Below are 18,824 nucleotides of genomic sequence, written 5' to 3'. Positions count from 1 at the left end.
AACGTGTCTTGGACTCTGACGCCTCCACCGTCGCCCCGATCCTGGCGGGCTTGCGCTGCAAGTGCCCCCGCTGCGGTCGGGGTGATCTGTTCACGGGTTACCTCACGGTGGCACAGCGGTGTTCCGTGTGCGGCCTCGAATTGGCGCGGGGCGACAGTGGCGACGGGCCGGCCGTTTTCCTCATCTTCATCCTGGGCTTCATCATCGTGCCCATCGCGCTGATGGTGTCCATGCGCGTGGACTGGCCCCTGTGGTTGACGGGCCTGGTCTGGGGCGTGGTCATCCTGGGCGGCACTCTGGGCCTGCTGCGCCCGGCCAAGGGCGTGGTGTTCGCCCTGCAATACCGTTACCGCCGGGCCGAGTTCGAGGGGCCGGACGACAGTGACAGCGATAGGACTCCCGGCGCATGACTTCCCCCCCCATTACCGCCGTCCCGGCCTCCGCAGCCAAGGCCCCCGGAACCAGGGGACGCCGGCGCTTCCGGCCCACTTTCTGGGGCGGACTGGTGGCTGGCGGGGCCATCGTCTTCATGGCCGGCCTCGGCACCTGGCAGGTTCAGCGCCTGTTCTGGAAGCAGGGTATCCTGGACCACATCCAGCAACAGATGGCCGCCGCCCCCGTCGAATTGCCCGCCAAGATCGACGACCCCAAAATCTGGGATTACCGCCGGGTGCGGCTTAGCGGGCATTTCCTGAACGATCATGAATTGTACCTGGGCGCCCGGTCCCTGAAGGGTGCGCCCGGCTATGACGTGGTGACACCCTTCGTGCGGGCCGATGGCGGCGGCGTGGTGCTGGTCGATCGCGGCTGGGTTCCCACCCAGGGCAAGGATCCGGCCCGCCGGCCGGACGGCCAGCTTGAGGGGGAGGTGACGGTGCAGGGGGTGGCGCGCGTGCCGCCGCCGCGCGGCTGGATGCAGCCGGACAACCTGGTGAACGACAATTTCTGGCTGTGGTACGACCTGCCGGCCATGGCGGCCAAGGCGGGGACGGAGGTGCCGGAGCCCGTGGTGGTGGAGGCAGACGCCACGCCCAACCCCGGCGGCTTTCCCATCGGCGGCCAGACCCGCGTCACCATTCCCAACGATCATCTGCAGTACGCCATCACCTGGTACTGCCTGGCCATCGCCCTGGCCGTCATCGCCTACCTGCGCTTCAGCCGGGTGGAGACGGATTAAAAGGCTAAGACAGGCCAAGTGCCCACTGGGCCGCGGCGGGGCGCCTGAGGGGGAAACTCAGGTGGCCGCCAGCCGCGCCGCTTTGGCCGCGCGGGTTTCCAGCTTGGCGGTCGTGGCGGCCGGTGGGGCGGCGGCGTGGTTGGGACGCAGCATCAACTGGGTGATGCGGAAGCCGCTGCCGTGGGGGAACCGCCGTTCCAGGCGGGCGCGGGCGGCCTCGTCGTCCGCGGCCCACAGCAGGAACTGTCGGCGTTGCCACGGCACGGCGGCGGCCACAGCGCTGTCGGCGACGGTGCCGCCCACCTCCACCGTGGCCAGCCAGGCGGCGTCGGCGGCATTGCGCCGTTCCTCCAACACGAAGATGCGGTTTTCCGGGCGGGACGCGCGCTTGATGTCCTGCTCCAGCCGCGCGCACTCATCCTCCAATGTCTCCAGGGTCAGCCGGACATGGCGGCGCTGCTGCTTCATGGCATAGGTGGCGCGGGCCAGGCGGCGGATGCGCTGGCTCTGCTCCCGGGCGCGGGTCAGGATCTGGCGGCGGTGGGCCTTTGCCTCCGCCACGCGGTTCCAGGCGCGCTCCCCCGTCACGCCGGCGGCCACCGTCACGGCCAGCAGGGTCAGCAGGAAGGCCATCATGCCGTGCTCTCCTTCTCATTGACCGTGTCGTTGCCCGCCTTGCCGCTGTTGGCCAGCTGTATGCTCAGCAGCACATAGCCCAAGGGGGCGGGAAAATAGCGCAGCAGGTCGCGTCGGGCATCGGACAGGTTCTCCGACCACACTTCGATCACCTGCGGGCCGGCCCATTCCGGGTCCAGCGCGATGACGGTTCGGGCATCGGTCTGGGCCTGCTGCACCAGGCGGTTCACCATCCAGGCGACGAAACGGTTCAGGCCGGCATCCTCCCGCCCGACCACGCGCACGGGGGCCTGGGCGCTGCGCCGCGCGTCCTCCAGCTCCTTATCCAGGGCGTAGCGGCGGCGGCGCGCTTCGCCCAGGGCGTTTTGCAGGGCGGCCAGTTCGGCCCGCACGTCGGCCTCCCGCCCCTCCAGCCGGTTTTCCATCTGCGCGCCAAGCGGCAGGCGGCTGGCGGCGCGACGCATTTCGGGGTGGCGCTCCACCCCGGCCTCGCCCAGCTTGCCGATGACCATGATGATCAGGCCCACCACCACCGCCAGGGTGCCGGCCAGCAAGATCGCGTGCAGAAGCCCCATGGTGCCCCGGGATGCCCCATCCAAAAAGACCCCGGTCCAGCCCGGAGTCGCTGCTTCGATCCGGTTCGAACCCGTCGGGAGTGGTGCGAGTGAATGGCGGATCAACCGCCAACCCTATTGCACCGCAACCGGCGCCGGTTTCCAAGTGTCATTTCCGGGAAAATTGGACGCACCCCATCCCCAGGGGGGGGCAGGGGGCGGCCAATGGCCGGGCGGCGGCGGGTGTCGTCCCCGCATCCGTCGCCCATCCATGCGAATCCCCCATGCGGATCCTGGGGGTTTGGCGGGCTTGCGGGACATTGGCGGCACTGGCTACTGTAGGGGTTCAAGTTAAGCCAAGGGATGCCTAGGGTGGATTATATCAGCACGCGGGGCCGGGCGCCGGTTCTGGGCTTTGAGGACGCGCTCCTGGCGGGGTTGGCCCGCGATGGCGGCTTGTACGTGCCGGCCGCTTGGCCGACCTTCGATGCGGCCGATCTGCGCGCCCTGCGTGGCCTCAGCTATGGCGAATTGGCCACGCGCGTCATGGCGCCCTTCATGGAGGGCGCCATTTCGCGGGATGAGCTGAGCGCCCTGGTGCATGACGCCTATGGCAGCTTCGCCCACACCGCGATCACCCCCCTGACCCAGTTGGGGCAGGAGGCGTGGGTGCTGGAGCTGTTCCACGGCCCCACCCTGGCCTTCAAGGACGTGGCGCTGCAGTTGCTGGGCCGCCTGTTCGACCATGTGCTGGCCAAGCGTGGCCGCCGCATCACCGTGGTCGGCGCCACCTCCGGTGACACCGGGTCGGCCGCCATCGAGGCCTGCCGCGACCGGGAGCTGGTGGACATCGTCATCCTGCACCCCAAGGGCCGCACGTCCGAGGTGCAGCGCCGGCAGATGACCACCGTGCTGTCGCCCAACGTGCACAACGTGGCGCTGGAGGGGACCTTCGACGACTGCCAGGCCATCGTGAAGGCCCTGTTCAATGACCAAGCCTACCGGGATGAGCTGAACATCTCCGCCGTCAACTCCATCAACTGGGCCCGCATCGTGGCCCAGGTGGTGTACTACGTGGCGGCGGGCGTGGCCCTGGGGGCGCCGGACCGGCCGGTGGCCTTCTCCGTTCCCACCGGCAACTTCGGCAACGTCTATGCCGCCTATGGCGCCCGGGCCATCGGCCTGCCCATCCAGCGCCTGGTGGTGGGCACCAACAGCAACGACATCCTGACCCGCTTCTTCCAGTCCGGCACCATGGCCTCCAACGGCGTGGTCCCCACCATCAGCCCCAGCATGGACATCCAGGTGTCCAGCAACTTCGAACGCCTGCTGTTCGACCTGCTGGGCCGGGACGGCGCCGCCGTGACGGGCGTGATGGACGGTTTCGCCGCCAGCGGCCGCTTCACGGTGGAAGAGGGGCAGCTGGCCGAGGCGCGCGGCCTGTTCGACGGCTTCCGCGCCGATGAGCATGAGACGGCGGAAACCATGCGCCGGGTGTTCGCGACCACGGGGTACCTCTTGGACCCGCACACGGCGGTGGGTGTGCATGCCGCCGCCCAGGCCCGCGCCGCCGGCACCGTGCCGGCCGAGGTGCCGCTGGTGTCGCTGGCCTGCGCCCATCCGGCCAAGTTCCCGGATGCGGTCAAGGCCGCGACCGGGGTGCATCCGCCGCTGCCCCGCCACCTGGCCGACCTTTATGAGCGGGAGGAGCGGGTGACCGTCCTGCCGAATGATGTGGAGGCGGTGAAGGCCTTCGTGCGCGCCAAGTCGCGTGTGACGGGAGGCGCCCAATGAGCGACGGCAGCGGAATCCAGGTCACCACGCTGGACAACGGCCTGCGCGTCGTCACCGACAGCATGGCCGGGGTGGAGACGGTGTCGCTGGGCGTCTGGGTGGGTGTCGGCACCCGGGACGAGGCGCCCGAGGTCAACGGCGTCGCCCATCTGGTGGAACACATGCTGTTCAAGGGCACGCCCAAGCGCGACGCCTATCAGATCAGCCGCCAGATCGAGGATGTGGGCGGCCATCTTAACGCCTACACCACGCGGGAGCACACGGCCTATTACGCCAAGGTGCTGAAGGAGGATGCGGCCCTGGCGTTGGACATCGTGGCGGACATGGTGCAGCACGCCAGCCTGGACGCCGAGGAGCTGACCAAGGAGCGCACGGTCGTTCTGCAGGAGATCGGCCAGGCGGAAGACACGCCCGACGACATCATCTTCGATCATTTCCAGGCCACGGCCTTCCCCGGCCAGGCGCTGGGCCGCCCGGTGCTGGGCCTGCCGGACATCGTGGAGAGGCTCAGCCGGGACGATCTGGTGGCCTATGTCCAGGGGCACTATTCCGGCCCCGCCATGGTGGTGGCGGCCTCGGGCCGCATCGAGCATGCCCGCATGGTGGAGATGGCGTCCGACATGTTCGGCGCCCTGCCCAAGCCCCAAGCCTGGACGCAGGAGGCGGCGCGCTACAGCGGTGGCGACTTCCGGGATGAGCGCGACCTGGAACAGACCCATGTCGTGCTGGGGTTCGAGGCGGTGGGCGTCCATCACGAGGACAACTACGCGACCCAGGTGCTGTCCACCCTGTTGGGGGGCGGCATGTCGTCCCGCCTGTTCCAAGAGGTGCGGGAGAAGCGCGGCCTGGTTTACAGCATCTACAGCTTCGCCAGCCATTTCGCCGAGACCGGCCTGTTCGGCATCTATGCCGGCACGGGGCCGGACCAGGTGGCCGAACTGGTGCCGGTGGTGTGCGGCGAGGTCGCCGACCTGGTGGGGGACATCCGCGAGGAAGAGGTGGCCCGCGCCCGCGCCCAGCTGAAGTCCAGCCTGGTCATGGCCCTGGAAAGCAGTATGGCCCGGTGCGAGCAGGTGGGGCAGCAGATGCTGGTTCACGGCCGTCCCGTCCCGACGGCCGAGATGCTGGCCCGGGTGGACGCGGTCGACGTGGCGGCGGTGGAGCGCTGCGCCCGCCGGATGCTGGACAGTGTGCCGGTGGTCACCGCCCTGGGGCCGGTGACGGGCTTGGAATCGTACGACCGCATCCGGGCCCGGCTTGGGCACTGAGAAACCGCGGCAACGGGGGTAGGGAGGGGCTGGAGGCGGTGATACGGCTGTTGCACGCCGATATCTTGAGCGCACCGTCCATACGGCTGGACGGACCGCAGACCTATCTGCGTCCCGCCCAGGTCAAGGACTGGCGGGAATGGGCCGATTTGCGGGAACGCAGCCGCGACTTCCTGGCGCCGTGGGAACCCACCTGGCCGGCTGACGCCTTGCTGCGCTCCTCCTTCCTGCGCCGTGTGCGCCGGCACACGGCGGAATGGCGCAATGACGAAGCGTACAGCTTCCTGATCTTCGAGCGCGCCAGCGACCGGCTGGTGGGTGGCATCGGCCTGTCCAACGTCCGCCGGGGCGTGGCCCAGATGGCCACCATGGGCTATTGGGTGGGCAAGCCCTATGCCCGCCGGGGCTACACCAGTGAGGCAGCCAAGGTCAGCCTGGGCTTCGCCTTCGGCCAGCTCGGCCTGCACCGGGTGGAGGCCGCCTGCCTGCCCACCAACCAGCCCAGCCAGGGCCTGCTGGAAAAGGTGGGCTTCGTGCGCGAGGGCTATGCCCGGGGCTATCTGCGCATCGATGGCCGCTGGGCCGACCATGTCCTGTACGGCATCCTGCGCGACGATTGGCGCGGTTAGAAGGCAGATTGGGTGCTCATAAACAAGCGGCCCGGCGGGTTTCCCCGCCGGGCCGTTGTCATTTTGAGACTGCCCCGTCTTACCAGCTGAGGCGGAAGCCGGCGGTGAAGACGTGGTCGGTCTCGTGGCGTCGGAGCGTGCCGTCGTAGTTGGCGTAGAGGTTCAGGTTGTCGCCTTCCTGCAGGGTCAGTCCGCCCCCGATGCCCAGCGCGTTGGCGCCGGTGTCGGGGCCGGTCACGGCGAAGGTGGTGCCGGCAAGCGCGGCCTGGCTGGTCAGGGCCCGGTCGCGGAAGTCGTGCAGCCAGGCCGCCCGCAGGGCCGGGGTGATGACCGTGCCGCCGTCCGTCTTCCAGCTGGCCGAGGCGCGGCCGCCTACGCTGCTCTGCAGGGCCGTGGCGTCCAGGTCCTGCAGCACCAGGTTCAAGGCACCGGCGCCCGTCTCGGTGAAGCCGTCGCGGCCGACCTTCAGCCACTGGATGCCGGCCTGCGGCTCCAGCGTCAGGTTGGACACCCGCACCCGGTAGCCGGCCGTGACCCCCGCGCTCAGCTCGTCACCCGTGGTGTGGCCGAAGGCCGTGCGGCTGAGGCCGCCGAAGCCCATGGTCCGCGCCGTGTCGTACTGGTCGTAGGTGTAGCCGGCGTTGCCAGTGACGAACAGGCCATCCCCCAGATCAACGTTGCCGTAGGCCGACAGGCCATAGCTGCTGGTCTCGTTGGACCCGCCGGAGGTGCTCTGCAGCAGCACGCCGGCGAGGCCCACGGTCACCCCCGGCGCCACCGTGCGGTCGCCGCCGAACAGGCCGCCGCCGGTGTTGCTGTGGCCGCCGGCGGCGTTGCCGTCGCTGTCCACCCGGGTGAACGCCCCCAGGCCCTGGGCCCAGAAGTGCCAGCCTTCCTGCGGTGCCGAGCCGGCCGCCGCGCCCCGCTCATCGCCCACCGGGGCGCCATCGCCGCCGCTGGCGACGCTGGTGTAGAGGGTGCGGCCCACCAGCTGGGCCTGCATCGTGCCTTGCATGCCGCCGGCCACGCCGTCGCGCACCGCCGCCAGGCGCTGGCCCAGCACCTGCGTCACCGCCAGGCCCCGGTTCAGGCTGTAGGCGACGATGTTGGCCTGGCTGCTGCCGCCGATCTGGGCCAGGGCGTCCAGCGACGCGCCCACCGTGGGCAGGCTGTACAGCGCCTTCAGCACCGTGCCCAAGTCGGCGTTGCCGGCCCCGGTCAGGCCCGCCACCACGCGGCCCAGGGTCTGCTGGTTGGCGCTGGCGCCCAGGCTGGCCAGGGAGCCATAGGTGGGGGTGACGTACAGGTCGATGGCGTTGCTGCCGTACAGCGCCGTGAACTGCGTGCCGGCCAGCAAGCCGCTGCTGGGCTGGGTGATGCCGGCGAAGGTGCCGGAGACACCGCCGGCGGCCTGCACGATGGTGAAGTCCGTGCCCAGGCCGGGGGTGTAGGTGTTGGTGGCCTTGCCCGTCATGCCGCGCAGGTTGGGCTGAAGCGTGGCGCCGGAGCCGATGACGTAGCTGCCGCCCGTGACCAGGACGCGGGCGTAGTTGCCATAGCCGGCGCCCGTGCCCGTGCCGTCGATGTCGATGGACAGCACTGACTTGGCCGCTTGCGTCAGGCCATTGGTGAAGGTCAGCGTGCCGGGCGAGTTGCCGGGGCGCAGCACACCGGCCACGGTGGCCGCCCCGGTGATGACGCCGGACCCGCGCAGGGTGCCGCCGCTGCCCACGGTGACGGGGCCGGTGGCGGTGCCGTTCAGGGCCACCAGGCCACCGTTGACGGCCAGGGGTGCCTGCACGGTGCCGCCCAGGTTCAGGCTGCCACCCTGGACCTGCACCGCCGTGGTGCCGGCGATGGTGGACCCGGCGCTTTGGGTCAGGGTGCCGCCACTGATGGTGCCCAGGGTGGCGCTGCCGCCGGCCAGCGCGATGGTGCCGCCGCTGATGCTACCCACCGTGGGCGTGCCGCCGGTGATGGCCAGGCTGCCGCCCGTCATCTGGTCCAGGGTTCCGGCGCCGCCGGCGATGGTGGCCGCGCCGCCAGCCGACAGGCTGCTGTTGCCCACGCTGACGATCAGGTCGGTCTGGCCACCCACCACGGTGCTGGTGACGGTGGTGGAGTTGTAGCCCGGGGCCAGCGCGGTGACGCTGGCATAGCTGGAGGCGGCGTCGCCGGCTGCCACGATGGTGTAGCTGGCGCCGCTGGTCAGGCCGTAGGCGTATTGCGAGGTCAGCACGACGGTGGCGCCGCTGATGCTGGCGCTGCCGCTGACCTGCAGGCCACCCACGGTGCCGCCGGCCGCCATGGCCGTCAGCGTGCCGCCCGCCTGGGCATAGTTGCCGGTGAGGGTGGTGGGGGCCGTCAGCACCAGGCTGCCGCCAGTCGCCACCAAGGTGTGGCCGGCGATGCTGACACTGTCGTTCAGCACCAGGTTGCCGGCCAGGGTCACATTGCTGGCCGTGCTGGACAAGGTGCCACGGGCGCCGCCGACGCCCGTCAGGGTGCCGAACACCGCGCCGCTGCCGCCGGTGATGGACAGGTCGGATGCGGCGGTGTGGACGATGGCGCCGGCGATGATGCCGGTGTTGGTGACCGGGCCCAGCGTGCCGCTGTCCCGGATGGCCACCACGGCGCCAGTGATGGTGCCGCTGTTGGTCAGGGTGCCTATGGTGCCGGCGTTGATGACGCCCGTCTGGCCGCCCTGGATCAGGCCGCTATTGATCAGCGTGCCGATGACGGCCGTGGCGGCGCCGTTGTCGATGCCGGCGGTTGCCGTGCCCAGGATGGTGCCGGCGTTGAGCAGCGTGCCGATGGTGCCACCGACGGGGCCGGTGGTGCTGGCTATGGTGGATTGGGATAAGATGGAAGCGGTAAAGTAATCGCGGCTCCGATAGACGGTCGTGTTGGTTCCCGTCGATTGGCCGTTCACGATTCCGCTTTGGCTTCCTATAATGGAACCGGTATTATTCAATACTCCGATGGTGCCGCCGACCGTCGTAGTGACGGCGGTAGTGGACGCACTATAGTACGGCCAATAGTAATTGGTTGAGAATGTGGAATGCGTCACCGTACCGATGTTCATCACACCGGCAGATATCGAGCCGTAGATGGTGCCGGAATTTGATACGGCTCCAATGCTGGTGACGGATAGAATTGCTGCATCGCCTTTGATGACGCCGCTATTGCTGAGCGCGCCGATGCCGCCGGCAACGTGTGTCGTGGAATGGTAATACGTGTCGGCATATGTGGAGTCGTAGGCGCGTGGCCGAATGGCGGCGGTTCCGCCCTGAATTGTACCGGCATTATTGATGGTGCCGACCCCGCCGAAGATAGCAACCGCTGACCCGGCGGCGACCAGGGTTCCGCTAGCGCCATTGTTCAGGGCGGTCAGAGTGGCATTATCGGAGACGTTGAGGGCGGAGGCAAAGGTTCCAACGGTGGCGCTAATCAGGCCGTCGTTGCGGATGCCGCCAACATTGCCGCTCATCAGGATGGCGCCAATGGTATTCGTGGCGATGATGGTACCGCCGTTCCTGTTTTCGATCAGGCCGATGGTGCCGACAGTATTAGTGCCGTTGTAGGCCGCCAGATTGCTAATGGCTGTGGCGCCGGAGATTAGGCCACCATTCGAAATCGTACCAACGTCAATGTAGCTTGTCGTAATAGCGGCACCGACCGTGGCGCTTTTGGCCATGATGGTGCCGGTGTTCAGGATAATGCCGACACCGGCAGGTACCGCCATGGGACCTGTATAATAGTAATTGTAATTTGTCAGGGAGAGCGCGTTGATGCTTCCGGTGATCAGGCCATCGTTCCGCAGGGTTCCCAACACGCCGGATGTCAGCGCAAGTCCGACGTTGGCGCCGATGATGCTGGCACCGGCATCGTTGATTACCGTGGCGATGCTGGCGCTGGGCGCGGCGTTAAAATAATAACCCATATTGATGCCGGCGCCGCCAGTGCCCTGAATCAAGCCCTGGTTACGCAGCGTTCCCATCGTGCCGCCCTGGAAATTCAACCCGCTACCGCCGGAGAGGGTGCTGCCGACGAGATTGGAGAAACTGACAATGGTTGGCACAGAAATGAAGGAAGCAGGCGTGGTGCCATAACCACCGGTGAAGTTTGTACTGGCGGCGCTGAAAGCAGCCCCTTGCGCCGACGTGATGAGGCCTGCGTTGGTGATGGTCTGCACCGACGCGCCATCCAGGACGACACCTCCGCTCTGACCTTGGATGGTGGCGCCGGCTGCGTTGTTCAAGCTGCCCAAGGTGGTGGACAGAAGTGTGTCACTGGATGAGTAATAGTAGGTGGAGCCAAGGGAGATGCCCATCGCTGCGGAAGATATGATGACGCCTTGATTGTCCACTCGGCCGATGGTGGTATCGGTGAAGGAAAGGCCGCCTGACAGGCCCGCGATCGTGCCGCCGGCTGCATTGATCAGGGTGCCGATACCACCGGTGATGCTGAAGTAGCCATAGACGGGCGTATTGCTGATCGCCTTTCCGCCACTCGACTGGATCAGGCCGCTGTTTACCAGCGTCCCTATGGTTGAGTTGGTAAGTTGCAGGGCCATCGTGCGGCCCGATATGGTACCGGTGTTCGTCAGGACGCCGATGGTGCCATAGGTCAGGACGGCGCCCTGTCCCATGGTTCCACTGCTGGTGATCAGTCCGGCGTTGATCAAGGTGCCCAGGCTGCCATTGCTAAAGACGAGTGCGATGTTCTTGCCGGAAATCGTTGCCCCGGCGTTGTTGATAAGAGTGCCAACCGTGGCTGGGGCCGAAATCGTCGGGAAGTTCCCGGCGATGGAATCGTAATACATTGTTCCGGCGCCATAGATGCCGAAGCCGTTCCCCAGGGCCCCAGTAATTACGCCGCTGTTGGCCAGCGTGCCGACACTGACGCCGGCCATGCTGATACCCGTGTAACCGCCGGCGATGGTGCCTCCGGCCGTATTGATCAGGGCAGCCAAGCTGCTACCTAGGGTCACCGTCGGGCTGAGGGCTGAGGATATGGATATGCCGATACCCGAACCGTAGGTATAAGAATAACCGTAACCGTAATTAATGATCGTCGTGCCACCGGCGTTCACCAGGCCGCTGTTGCTCAGCGTACCAATGACACCGGACAACTTCAGGCCGATGCCCGCACCGGTGATGGTACCGGTGGCTTCATTGGTGATGTCACCGACGTTGCCGTTGGCCCGAACCCCGGCGGCGGAGGAATAGGTGCCGGTGATAAGACCGGCATTGTCCAGCGACTTGATCGTGCCCCCTACGATCACGCCTCCGGCGGTGCCAGAGATGGTGCCCCCAAGGTTGTTGACAAGGTGGCCGAGGGTGGAGGGAATGGACAGGCTGCTAGAGGTATAACCGAAGCCGACCTGGGTGTAGGAGACGCTGGTATAAGCATCCGAGTCCACGGCTGGGCCACCACCACTAATAATATGCCCGGAATTGACCAGTGTGCCGAGGCTGCCACCTTCCAGCTTCACGGCCGCAGCCGAACCGCTAATGGTACCGCCCGCATTGTTGATCAAAGTACCGTGGCTGCCCCAGGCGGATGCAGCAGAAATACTGGTACTGCTAACTGTATCCGCCTGTAAATTTATAGCCGCTCCGCCAGCTGAGAGCGCGGAGATCACGCCGCTGTTGCTAAGAGTGCCGATGGTGCTAGCCATAATGCCGATAGCCGAGGCGTTGCCGGAGATGGTGCCGCTAGCTTTATTGGTTAGTGCAGTAATGGTATTATAATACTGGAAAATTGCCCGATATGAAGATCCGGTCGCAACAATATTTCCAGCGTTGTCGATGGTTCCGATCAGGCCACTGGCGACCAAGCCTTCTCTGTAGCCGCTGATGGTCGCGCCAATATTGTTGATGATCGCCGCGATGGTATTGGGCGAATTCCCTACCTTGTAGGGAGGGGAGCCGGCCGATCCAAGATCGTAAATGCCCCAAGCGAAGCCGTTGATGATGCCTGAGTTGCTGATGGTTCCAACGGTCCCGTTAGACTGAATACCGGAGTAGCCACTGATGACGCCCGTGTTGTTCAAGTCACCAGAATTGAGTGCCGCGCTATGAGCCGTCTGCCACGATGTGGCCAGCGCCAGGACAGAAGCGCCCAGCAGCAGGGCCTTGGTACGGTTGGGGGCGGAGGCGCGCATGCGGGAAGAACTCCTGGCAATATGGATTTGGCGTGAATAGGGAAGCCCGGGGGCCAATGGCGCGCCGGTATGGTTGTGTTTTAAAGGTTGGGGAGTGACATCGGCCCTGTGCGGGGGACACTCAGGCGGTGGCGCGACCGGAAAAATCACCACATCGCTCGGGCTGGGGGACCCGCTGGCGGTAAACGGCATCAACCATGGACTGTCACACTACCCCTATGCATTTTGGTCTAGCTTATGGGGCGTATGGGCAATTTGTTAAATCATTTTTGTAAATTTCTGACCGCATCCCTAGCCAAAGTGTTACTCCGGCTGACGAAGGGAGCGGCGGCGCTACATCAGTAGCGAGTGGGGCGCTTGGCGCGCATCCGCTACCGCCTCGGCGGGAAACGCAGCCCCGCGCTGGCGGGGACTCGGCGTCAGCCTTCCTCGTCCACCGCCATGCTGGCCAGCGACAGCAGGATGCTGACCAAGCCGCCCTCGGCCACCATGAGGGCCGCTTGCGAGGGGCTGACCCAGCGGCGTTCGCGCTGGTGCTTTTCCGGCCAATCCTCCAACTCCCGCTCCACCTCGAAGAGGTAGGCGTCCACGGCGCAGGGCAGGCGCTTGCCGGAAGGCATGACCTTGAAATAGTGGAAGGTGCCCAGGGGCTTCTTATGGATGGTGCCGATCAGGCCCGCCTCTTCGAACGCCTCGTTCGCCGCCACGCCGCGCGCGTTCAGCTTCTTTTCCGGCCAGCCCTTGGGCACCACCCAGCGCCGCGTCTCCCGCGAGGTGATCAGCATCACCTGCAGGTGCCCGTCCCGGATGCGGACGGGAATGGCGGCGTATTGGCGTTCGGTGGCCTCGCAGGGCGTGCTCGGCGGCTCCGAAACGAGGATGGGGGCGGCGTGGGGCAGGGGATGACACCTTGTCGAACGGGGTTGGTCCAAAGAGATAAGAAGCGATGTTGCCAAGGCATCGCCGGATATAAGACGGCTTCCCATCGTACACCAGCGGCCTTGTTTCATATAATCCCCGAACGGTTGCCAAGCCGTAAACGTTTTCAGTCCCCTACACCGAATAACCTGGTGTGCCGCCCTATATGGCCGATGCGGCGTCGTTCGACCTATCCTGACCAGATGGTCAATCAAAACAGTGGAAACCGAGGCGGGTTGCGGCATGGCCGCCCAGGCCGTTTGCCCTGGGCCCTGAGGGAAGGCGGCGACTCGGGACTTTGGCGGGTCAGGGCCGCGGTGGCATCACCTCGACCTGCGCCAGGTGGCCCACGACGTGGGTGAAGAACAATTCCCCTGCCTCCAGGCGCACGGGCACCACCGGCCCTCCCGGCACCGGCCGGCCGATCCACAGATCGAAGCCGCGCGGCTTGCCATCCGGCGCCGCCGTCCAGAAGTTCTGGCTGCCACGGCCGGCCGGCTTGAAGCCCGCCACCGGCACGATGGCGACATGGCAGCCGATGGCGTCGCCTGCGAACACCGTGTAGTCGGACTTCTCAATGTGTCGGCCGGGCCGGCTTTCCATCACCACGTCATAGCGGCGGCGGCCGTCATAGACGGGCAGGCGGCTGGCGCAGTCGCCCCCCTCCGCATGGCGGCTGATGGCGGCTGCGGCGCTCAGCAGGTCGACGGTGCCGGGACGCTGATCCAAGGGCACGGCGTCCGCGTCCTCCGGCGACGGGGGTGGTGTTTGGCTGAAACCGACCGCGGTGTCGCGAGCACCGTAGGGGGCGGTGTAGCTCAGCGTGGCGTCCCAGCTTTTGTCACGTAGCGTGCGCAGGCTGTGGAAGTGGCGGGGCGCCACGCCGTGAACGCCGCCGAACGCGCCCTCCGCCTCGGCGGTGTAGGACCATTTGATCAGGCGGGCCAGCATATCGCCGGCCTCCGCCGCCACGCTGACGCGATAGTCCTCGCCTTTGATGTCCGTCTCCAGGGTCATGCGGCCCAGCTTCAGGCCACCGACATAGACGTCGTAGCCCAGCCGCAGATGCTGGGGGGCCTCCGCCGCACCGGCGCTGGCCGGCAACGCCAGCAGCAGTGTCAGGAGGGAGGCGTGCAAGGGCAGGAAACGGGCGGGAGCTTTCATGCCCCCAATCCTCCGGGTGGAAAATGGCGGCGGCAAGGCGGCCGGCTGGGGCGCCTGATCAGGCGTGCCCCACCTCGGCCGACAGCATGGGCAGGCTGACGCCCAGCTTGGCGATGGCCCGTTCCCACTTGGTATCCATGTCGTCATCGAACAACAGGGTGGAATCGGCCGGCACGTGCAGCCAGCCATTGGCCTGCATCTCCTGGTCCAGTTGGCCGGCGGCCCACCCGGCATAGCCCAGGGCCAGCAAGCACTGGCGGGGCCCGCGCCCCTCGGTGATGGCGCGCAGGATGTCCACCGTGGCGGTCAACGCCACCTCATCCTCCACCTTCAACGTGCCCTCGCGCTGATAATCGGTGCTGTGCAGCACGAAGCCCCGTCCGGGTTCCACCGGCCCGCCGAAATGCACGCGCAGCCGGTCGTCCGGGTCGCCGCCATCGATGCCCAATTGTTCCAGCAGGCCCCCGGCGTCGATGCCGTCGAACAGCCGGTTGATCACCAGGCCCATGGCGCCGTCGTCGGTGTGGGCGCACACATAGATGACGGTCCGGGCGAACCGCTCATCGGGCATGGACGGCATCGCGACCAGCAGCTGCCCGGTCAGGAAACGTCGGATGGTGGTGTCCTTCATGGCCGGCGCCTTCCCTCTTCACTTCGCGGCCGGCCCACATGGCCGGCACTGTCATACTGCCTGTCCCTATCGTTCAGCCTAACATGGGCATCACGCGCCGTCGCTTCCGCTCGCCAGCCGGAACAGGCTTCATTCTGGTCATATTGAGCGGCGTACCCGGGTGACAAGGGGGGGACATCCGTTTCCCTTGCCGCCCGGCCCTCCGGGACATAGAACCACGGGTGACCAGAACCATTTCCCGCCGGCGGCATTACCTATGTTCCGTGCCCCGCCCAGAACCCAAACGTCCACCACCCAAAGGGACCCCAGACCATGACCATCAAGGTTGGCGACACCTTCCCCAGCGTCACGATCAAGCACCTGACCGAAGCCGGCATGCAGGAAACCAGCACCGACGCCCTGCTGAAGGGCAAGAAGGTGGTCCTGTTCGCCGTACCCGGCGCCTTCACCCCCACCTGTTCCGCCAAGCACCTGCCGGGCTTCCTCCAGAATGCCGGGGCGCTGAAGGCCAAGGGCGTGGACACCATTATTTGCCTGGCGGTCAACGATCCCTTCGTGATGAACGCCTGGGCCAAGGCCAACGACGTGGGCGATACCGTGTTCATGCTGCCCGACGGCAACGGCACGCTGACCACCCAACTGGGCCTGACCATGGACGGCACCGCTTATAACCTGGGGCAGCGCAGCCAGCGCTTCGCCCTGGTCATCGACGACGGCGTGGTCAGCCGCGTGGATGTGGAAAAGCCCGGCGCCTTCGAGGTGTCCAGTGCCGAAGCCGTGCTGAAGAACCTGTAAAACCAGGCGTATAACGCCAAGCTGCCCGCGCCGGTTCCATGAACCCGCGCGGGCCTTTTTGCATCTGGGGCAGCCGGCCTATCTGCCGCGCGCTTCCGCCAGCCCTTCGCGGGCCAACTGGTCGGCGCGTTCGTTTTCCGGGTGGCCGGCATGGCCGCGCACCCAGTGGAAAACCACTTCATGGCGGTCGGCCTGAGCGGACAGGCGCTGCCACAAATCCACATTCTTCACCGGCTTCTTGTCGGCGGTGAGCCAACCCTTGGCCCGCCAGCCGTGGATCCACTTGGTGATGCCGTCGCGCAGGTACTGGCTGTCGGTGTGCAGATCCACCTTCACCGGCCGCTTGAGCGTTTCCAGCGCCTGGATGGCCGCCATAAGCTCCATGCGGTTGTTGGTGGTGTCGGGCTCCCCGCCCTTCAATTCGCGCTCCGTGCCGTTCCAGCGCAGAATGGCGCCCCAGCCGCCGGGGCCCGGGTTGCCGCTGCAGGCGCCGTCGGTGAAGATCTCCACGCGCGGGCTGATCGGTTTCGCGTCGGTGGTGGGCGTATCGGTCACGTCAAATCCTCGGGCGCCAGGCCGTAATCCGCCAGGCTGCGGGCCTGCTGGTGGAAGCGCAGCTTGTGCAGGTACTCCAGCGGGTCCTTGCGTTTCACCAGGGCGCCCGCCGGCGTGTTCACCCAGTCATAGAGCCGGGTCAGCAGGAAGCGCAACGCGCTGCCGCGGGCCAGCAGCGGCAGGGCCGCCACCTCCGCCGCCGTCAGCGGCCGCACCTTGGCGTAATGGGTCAGCAGCAGGCGTGACTTGGTGACGTTGAAGGCGCCATCGGGTTCGAAGCACCAGGCGTTCATGCAGATGGCCAGGTCATAGGCCAGCATGTCGCTGCAGGCGAAGTAGAAATCGATCAGGCCCGACAGGGCGCCGTCGCGGAAGAAGACGTTATCGGGGAACAGGTCGGCGTGGATGATGCCGTGCGGTAGGTCGGGCCGGCCATCCCGGCCGGGCCACAGCGCCGAGAGTGCCGCCAGCTCCTCCGCCAGCGCCACCTTCAGGCCAGGCTTGACGCCGTCGGCGCCGTCCGCTGTCGCCGCCACCAGGGCCCGCCAGCCATCCAGCGACAGGCTGTTGGCCCGGGGGACGGGATAATCCGCGCCGGCCAAGTGCAAGCGGGCCAGGGCCGTGCCCAGGGCCGCGCAATGGTCGGGCAGGATGCGGCGTGGCCACATGCCGGTCAGGAAGGTGACAATGACCGCCGGTCGGCCGGCCACGACGCGCAAAGCCTCGCCATCGCGCCCCGGCACCGGCTGTGGGCAGGTGATGCCCCGCGCCGCTAGGTGGCGCATCAATCCCAGGAAGAACGGCAAGTCGGCCGGGTTCACCCGCTTTTCATAGAGGGTGAGGATGTAGGGCCCCTGCGTCGTCACCAGCAGGTAGTTGGAGTTCTCCACCCCCTCGGCGATGCCCTTGCACGAGATCACCTCGCCGATCGCGTAATCGGCGATGAACGCGCGCAGTTCCTCATCGGTGACTTCGGTATAGACGGCCATGCCTTGCGAGGTAGCGGGATTCCCGGCTGGGGTCAATGGCCGCCAGGTGCCTGGGCCCGCCTTTTCAAGCGGGTTGGTGGACAGCCGACGGCGCGAATGGCGAATTTAGCGATTTAGTGGCGAGAAAAATCACATCGTCACTTTTCGCTGTGGGCGGTTAAAAATTTTATCCAGCAAAAACAAGGAACTAACTTCCCGCTCTCCAACTGGCACGGCGGTTGCTTTTAAGGGGACATGGCCGACCCCGCCACCGGCGACCGGCCCCCAAGACAACCGAGCTTCCTTTACGGAGATTGACATGACCGACCTGACCATGACCACCGCCGCCCGCAGCTTCAGCGCCCAGGCTGGTGATACACCCCGGCGCCTGGCGGCCCTGGTCCGCCACCTGCCGCTGTTGGCCGTCACCGCCCTGCTGTCGGTCGCCATCATCAGCCTCTTCTAAGCGCCTGCGTTCACCGCCTCCGTCCGCCACCGCCTCATCTCTTAAGGACGCCTGCCATGGGACTGTTTTCCCGCCTCGGCGACATCATCGATGCCAACCTGAACGCCATGCTGGACCGCGCGGAAGATCCGGAGCGCCTGATCGGCCTGGTCATCCAGGAGATGGAGGACACGCTGGTCGAGGTGCGGGCGGAGGCCGTCCGCTCCATGGCCCGCCGCAAGGAGCTGGAGGCCCGTTACCGCGACGTGGAGTTCGAGCTGCTGGAATGGGACCGCAAGGCCGAACTGGCGGTGACCAAGGGCCGGGAGGATCTGGCCCGGGGCGCCCTGGTGGCCAAGGCCCGGCTGGCCGATGCCGCCGACCCCATCCGCCGCGAGATCCAGGCCATCAGCGACAGCCTGGCCAAGGGGGCGGATGACGTGGCGCGGCTGGAGGCCAAGCTGGCCGATGCCCGCGCCCGCCAAGGCGCCCTGCTGGCCCGCCACCGCAGCGCCACCGCCCGCCTGCGGATGCGCAGCCAGATCCACGACAACCGTCTGGAAGAGGCGCTGTCCCATTACGGCACCCTGCAGCGCGACATCGACCTGCTGGAAAGCGAGGCCGAGGTCATGGAGATGGGCCGCCAGCCGCGCGGCCTGGCCGCGGAGATCGACGCCCTGGGCGACGACAAGGTGACCGCCGAGCTTGAGGCGCTGAAGGCCCGCGTGGCCAGCCGCAACAACCCGCAAGGGTAAGACAAATCCGTAAACGACCCGGGCGCCGCCGGTGCCCGCCATCATCGAACAGTGGAGAGGGGATTATGAGGAGCTTTCAGCGTATTTCCGCCACGATGCGCCGTCATCGCCTGGCCAAGGACCCCAGCCGCGCCGTGCTGTTCGGCGTCTGCGCCGGCCTGGCCCGTTACACCGGCCTGCCGGCCACCTTCATCCGCATCCTGACGGTGCTGAGCCTGTTCTGCTTCTTCGGCGCGACCCTGGTGGTCTATGCCGCCCTGGCCCTGGTGCTGGACAGCGAATACGCCGACCGCGAGGAAATCCACGTCAGCCGCAGCTTCTACCGCGCCCACTGGTGAAAGAGGCTGGGGTAGGGCTTTGGACGGT

Annotated in this window: 17 protein-coding genes; 9 read left to right on the top strand and 8 right to left on the bottom strand. The window is 66.7% G+C overall.

Annotated features, from left to right (window positions below; genetic code table 11):
• Positions 1-8: 8 nt before the first annotated feature.
• Both FBZ90_RS03980 and FBZ90_RS03975 read left to right on the top strand, forming a co-directional pair.
• Positions 9-410, top strand: coding sequence for a DUF983 domain-containing protein (locus FBZ90_RS03980; RefSeq protein WP_246130140.1), 402 nt, complete (start codon positions 9-11; stop codon positions 408-410).
• Positions 407-1,177 (top strand): SURF1 family protein, encoded by a 771-nt coding sequence (locus FBZ90_RS03975; RefSeq protein WP_145729727.1) that lies wholly within the window; start codon positions 407-409, stop codon positions 1,175-1,177. The genes FBZ90_RS03980 and FBZ90_RS03975 overlap by 4 nt, the downstream gene beginning before the upstream one ends.
• A gap of 57 nt (positions 1,178-1,234) precedes the next feature.
• On the opposite strand, the gene FBZ90_RS03970 is transcribed toward FBZ90_RS03975, so the two are convergent.
• The gene (locus FBZ90_RS03970; protein ID WP_145729726.1) at positions 1,235-1,813 is read right to left on the bottom strand and encodes a hypothetical protein; all 579 of its coding nucleotides are present in this window, start codon (positions 1,811-1,813) and stop codon (positions 1,235-1,237) included.
• On the bottom strand, positions 1,810-2,388 hold the full coding sequence (locus FBZ90_RS03965) for a hypothetical protein (RefSeq protein ID WP_145729725.1): 579 nt from the start codon (positions 2,386-2,388) through the stop codon (positions 1,810-1,812). Before FBZ90_RS03965 ends, FBZ90_RS03970 begins: the two co-directional genes overlap by 4 nt.
• 351 nt (positions 2,389-2,739) lie before the next feature.
• On the opposite strand from FBZ90_RS03965, the gene thrC reads away from it, so the two are divergent.
• From thrC to FBZ90_RS03950, 3 genes are read left to right on the top strand one after another with little or no spacing between them, the layout of a single operon-like run.
• Complete coding sequence (thrC, locus tag FBZ90_RS03960) at positions 2,740-4,161, top strand: threonine synthase (RefSeq protein WP_145729724.1); 1,422 nt, start codon at positions 2,740-2,742, stop codon at positions 4,159-4,161.
• Positions 4,158-5,429, top strand: a complete 1,272-nt coding sequence (locus tag FBZ90_RS03955; RefSeq protein ID WP_145729723.1) for a M16 family metallopeptidase — start codon at positions 4,158-4,160, stop codon at positions 5,427-5,429. The genes thrC and FBZ90_RS03955 overlap by 4 nt, the downstream gene beginning before the upstream one ends.
• A 38-nt stretch (positions 5,430-5,467) precedes the next feature.
• Positions 5,468-6,058: a GNAT family N-acetyltransferase gene (locus tag FBZ90_RS03950; RefSeq protein WP_186455596.1), complete on the top strand. Its 591-nt coding sequence runs from the start codon at positions 5,468-5,470 to the stop codon at positions 6,056-6,058.
• Positions 6,059-6,137: 79 nt separating this feature from the next.
• Here the strand turns inward: FBZ90_RS03950 and FBZ90_RS03945 are convergent, their stop codons facing one another.
• From FBZ90_RS03945 to FBZ90_RS03930, 4 genes are all read right to left on the bottom strand, one after another.
• A complete protein-coding gene (locus FBZ90_RS03945) occupies positions 6,138-11,483 on the bottom strand; it encodes an autotransporter domain-containing protein (RefSeq protein ID WP_145729722.1) in 5,346 nt (1,781 codons plus the stop codon).
• A gap of 1,163 nt (positions 11,484-12,646) precedes the next feature.
• Entirely contained in the window at positions 12,647-13,159 is a 513-nt protein-coding gene (locus tag FBZ90_RS03940) for an NUDIX hydrolase (RefSeq protein ID WP_246130139.1), read from the bottom strand.
• A gap of 292 nt (positions 13,160-13,451) precedes the next feature.
• Positions 13,452-14,309: a DUF3108 domain-containing protein gene (locus tag FBZ90_RS03935; protein ID WP_186455595.1), complete on the bottom strand. Its 858-nt coding sequence runs from the start codon at positions 14,307-14,309 to the stop codon at positions 13,452-13,454.
• A 58-nt stretch (positions 14,310-14,367) separates the two neighbouring features.
• Positions 14,368-14,940, bottom strand: a complete 573-nt coding sequence (locus tag FBZ90_RS03930) for a YqgE/AlgH family protein (RefSeq protein WP_088871949.1) — start codon at positions 14,938-14,940, stop codon at positions 14,368-14,370.
• A 312-nt stretch (positions 14,941-15,252) separates the two neighbouring features.
• Here FBZ90_RS03930 and FBZ90_RS03925 point away from each other — a divergent pair, with 312 nt between their 5' ends.
• On the top strand, positions 15,253-15,735 hold the full coding sequence (locus FBZ90_RS03925) for a peroxiredoxin (protein ID WP_145729719.1): 483 nt from the start codon (positions 15,253-15,255) through the stop codon (positions 15,733-15,735).
• A 78-nt stretch (positions 15,736-15,813) separates the two neighbouring features.
• Here FBZ90_RS03925 and rnhA read toward each other — a convergent pair whose 3' ends face one another.
• Positions 15,814-16,290, bottom strand: a complete 477-nt coding sequence (gene rnhA / locus FBZ90_RS03920) for a ribonuclease HI (RefSeq protein ID WP_246130138.1) — start codon at positions 16,288-16,290, stop codon at positions 15,814-15,816.
• A complete protein-coding gene (locus FBZ90_RS03915; RefSeq protein WP_145729718.1) occupies positions 16,287-17,279 on the bottom strand; it encodes a homoserine kinase in 993 nt (330 codons plus the stop codon). Before FBZ90_RS03915 ends, rnhA begins: the two co-directional genes overlap by 4 nt.
• A 298-nt stretch (positions 17,280-17,577) precedes the next feature.
• Between FBZ90_RS03915 and FBZ90_RS27740 the strand changes: the two genes are divergently transcribed.
• The 3 genes from FBZ90_RS27740 (at position 17,578) to FBZ90_RS03905 (ending at position 18,796) form a co-directional block, all read left to right on the top strand.
• Positions 17,578-17,724, top strand: a complete 147-nt coding sequence (locus tag FBZ90_RS27740) for a hypothetical protein (protein ID WP_186455594.1) — start codon at positions 17,578-17,580, stop codon at positions 17,722-17,724.
• A 56-nt stretch (positions 17,725-17,780) separates the two neighbouring features.
• Positions 17,781-18,458 carry a PspA/IM30 family protein gene (locus FBZ90_RS03910; RefSeq protein WP_145729717.1) on the top strand — a complete coding sequence of 226 codons (678 nt, stop codon included), beginning with the start codon at positions 17,781-17,783 and terminating at the stop codon, positions 18,456-18,458.
• A gap of 65 nt (positions 18,459-18,523) precedes the next feature.
• Positions 18,524-18,796, top strand: a complete 273-nt coding sequence (locus FBZ90_RS03905) for a PspC domain-containing protein (protein ID WP_145729716.1) — start codon at positions 18,524-18,526, stop codon at positions 18,794-18,796.
• Positions 18,797-18,824 lie beyond the last annotated feature (28 nt).

The organism is Nitrospirillum pindoramense (genome assembly GCF_007827955.1).
GTDB lineage: Bacteria > Pseudomonadota > Alphaproteobacteria > Azospirillales > Azospirillaceae > Nitrospirillum > Nitrospirillum amazonense_B.
This window is presented reverse-complemented; position numbering and strand designations above follow the sequence as displayed.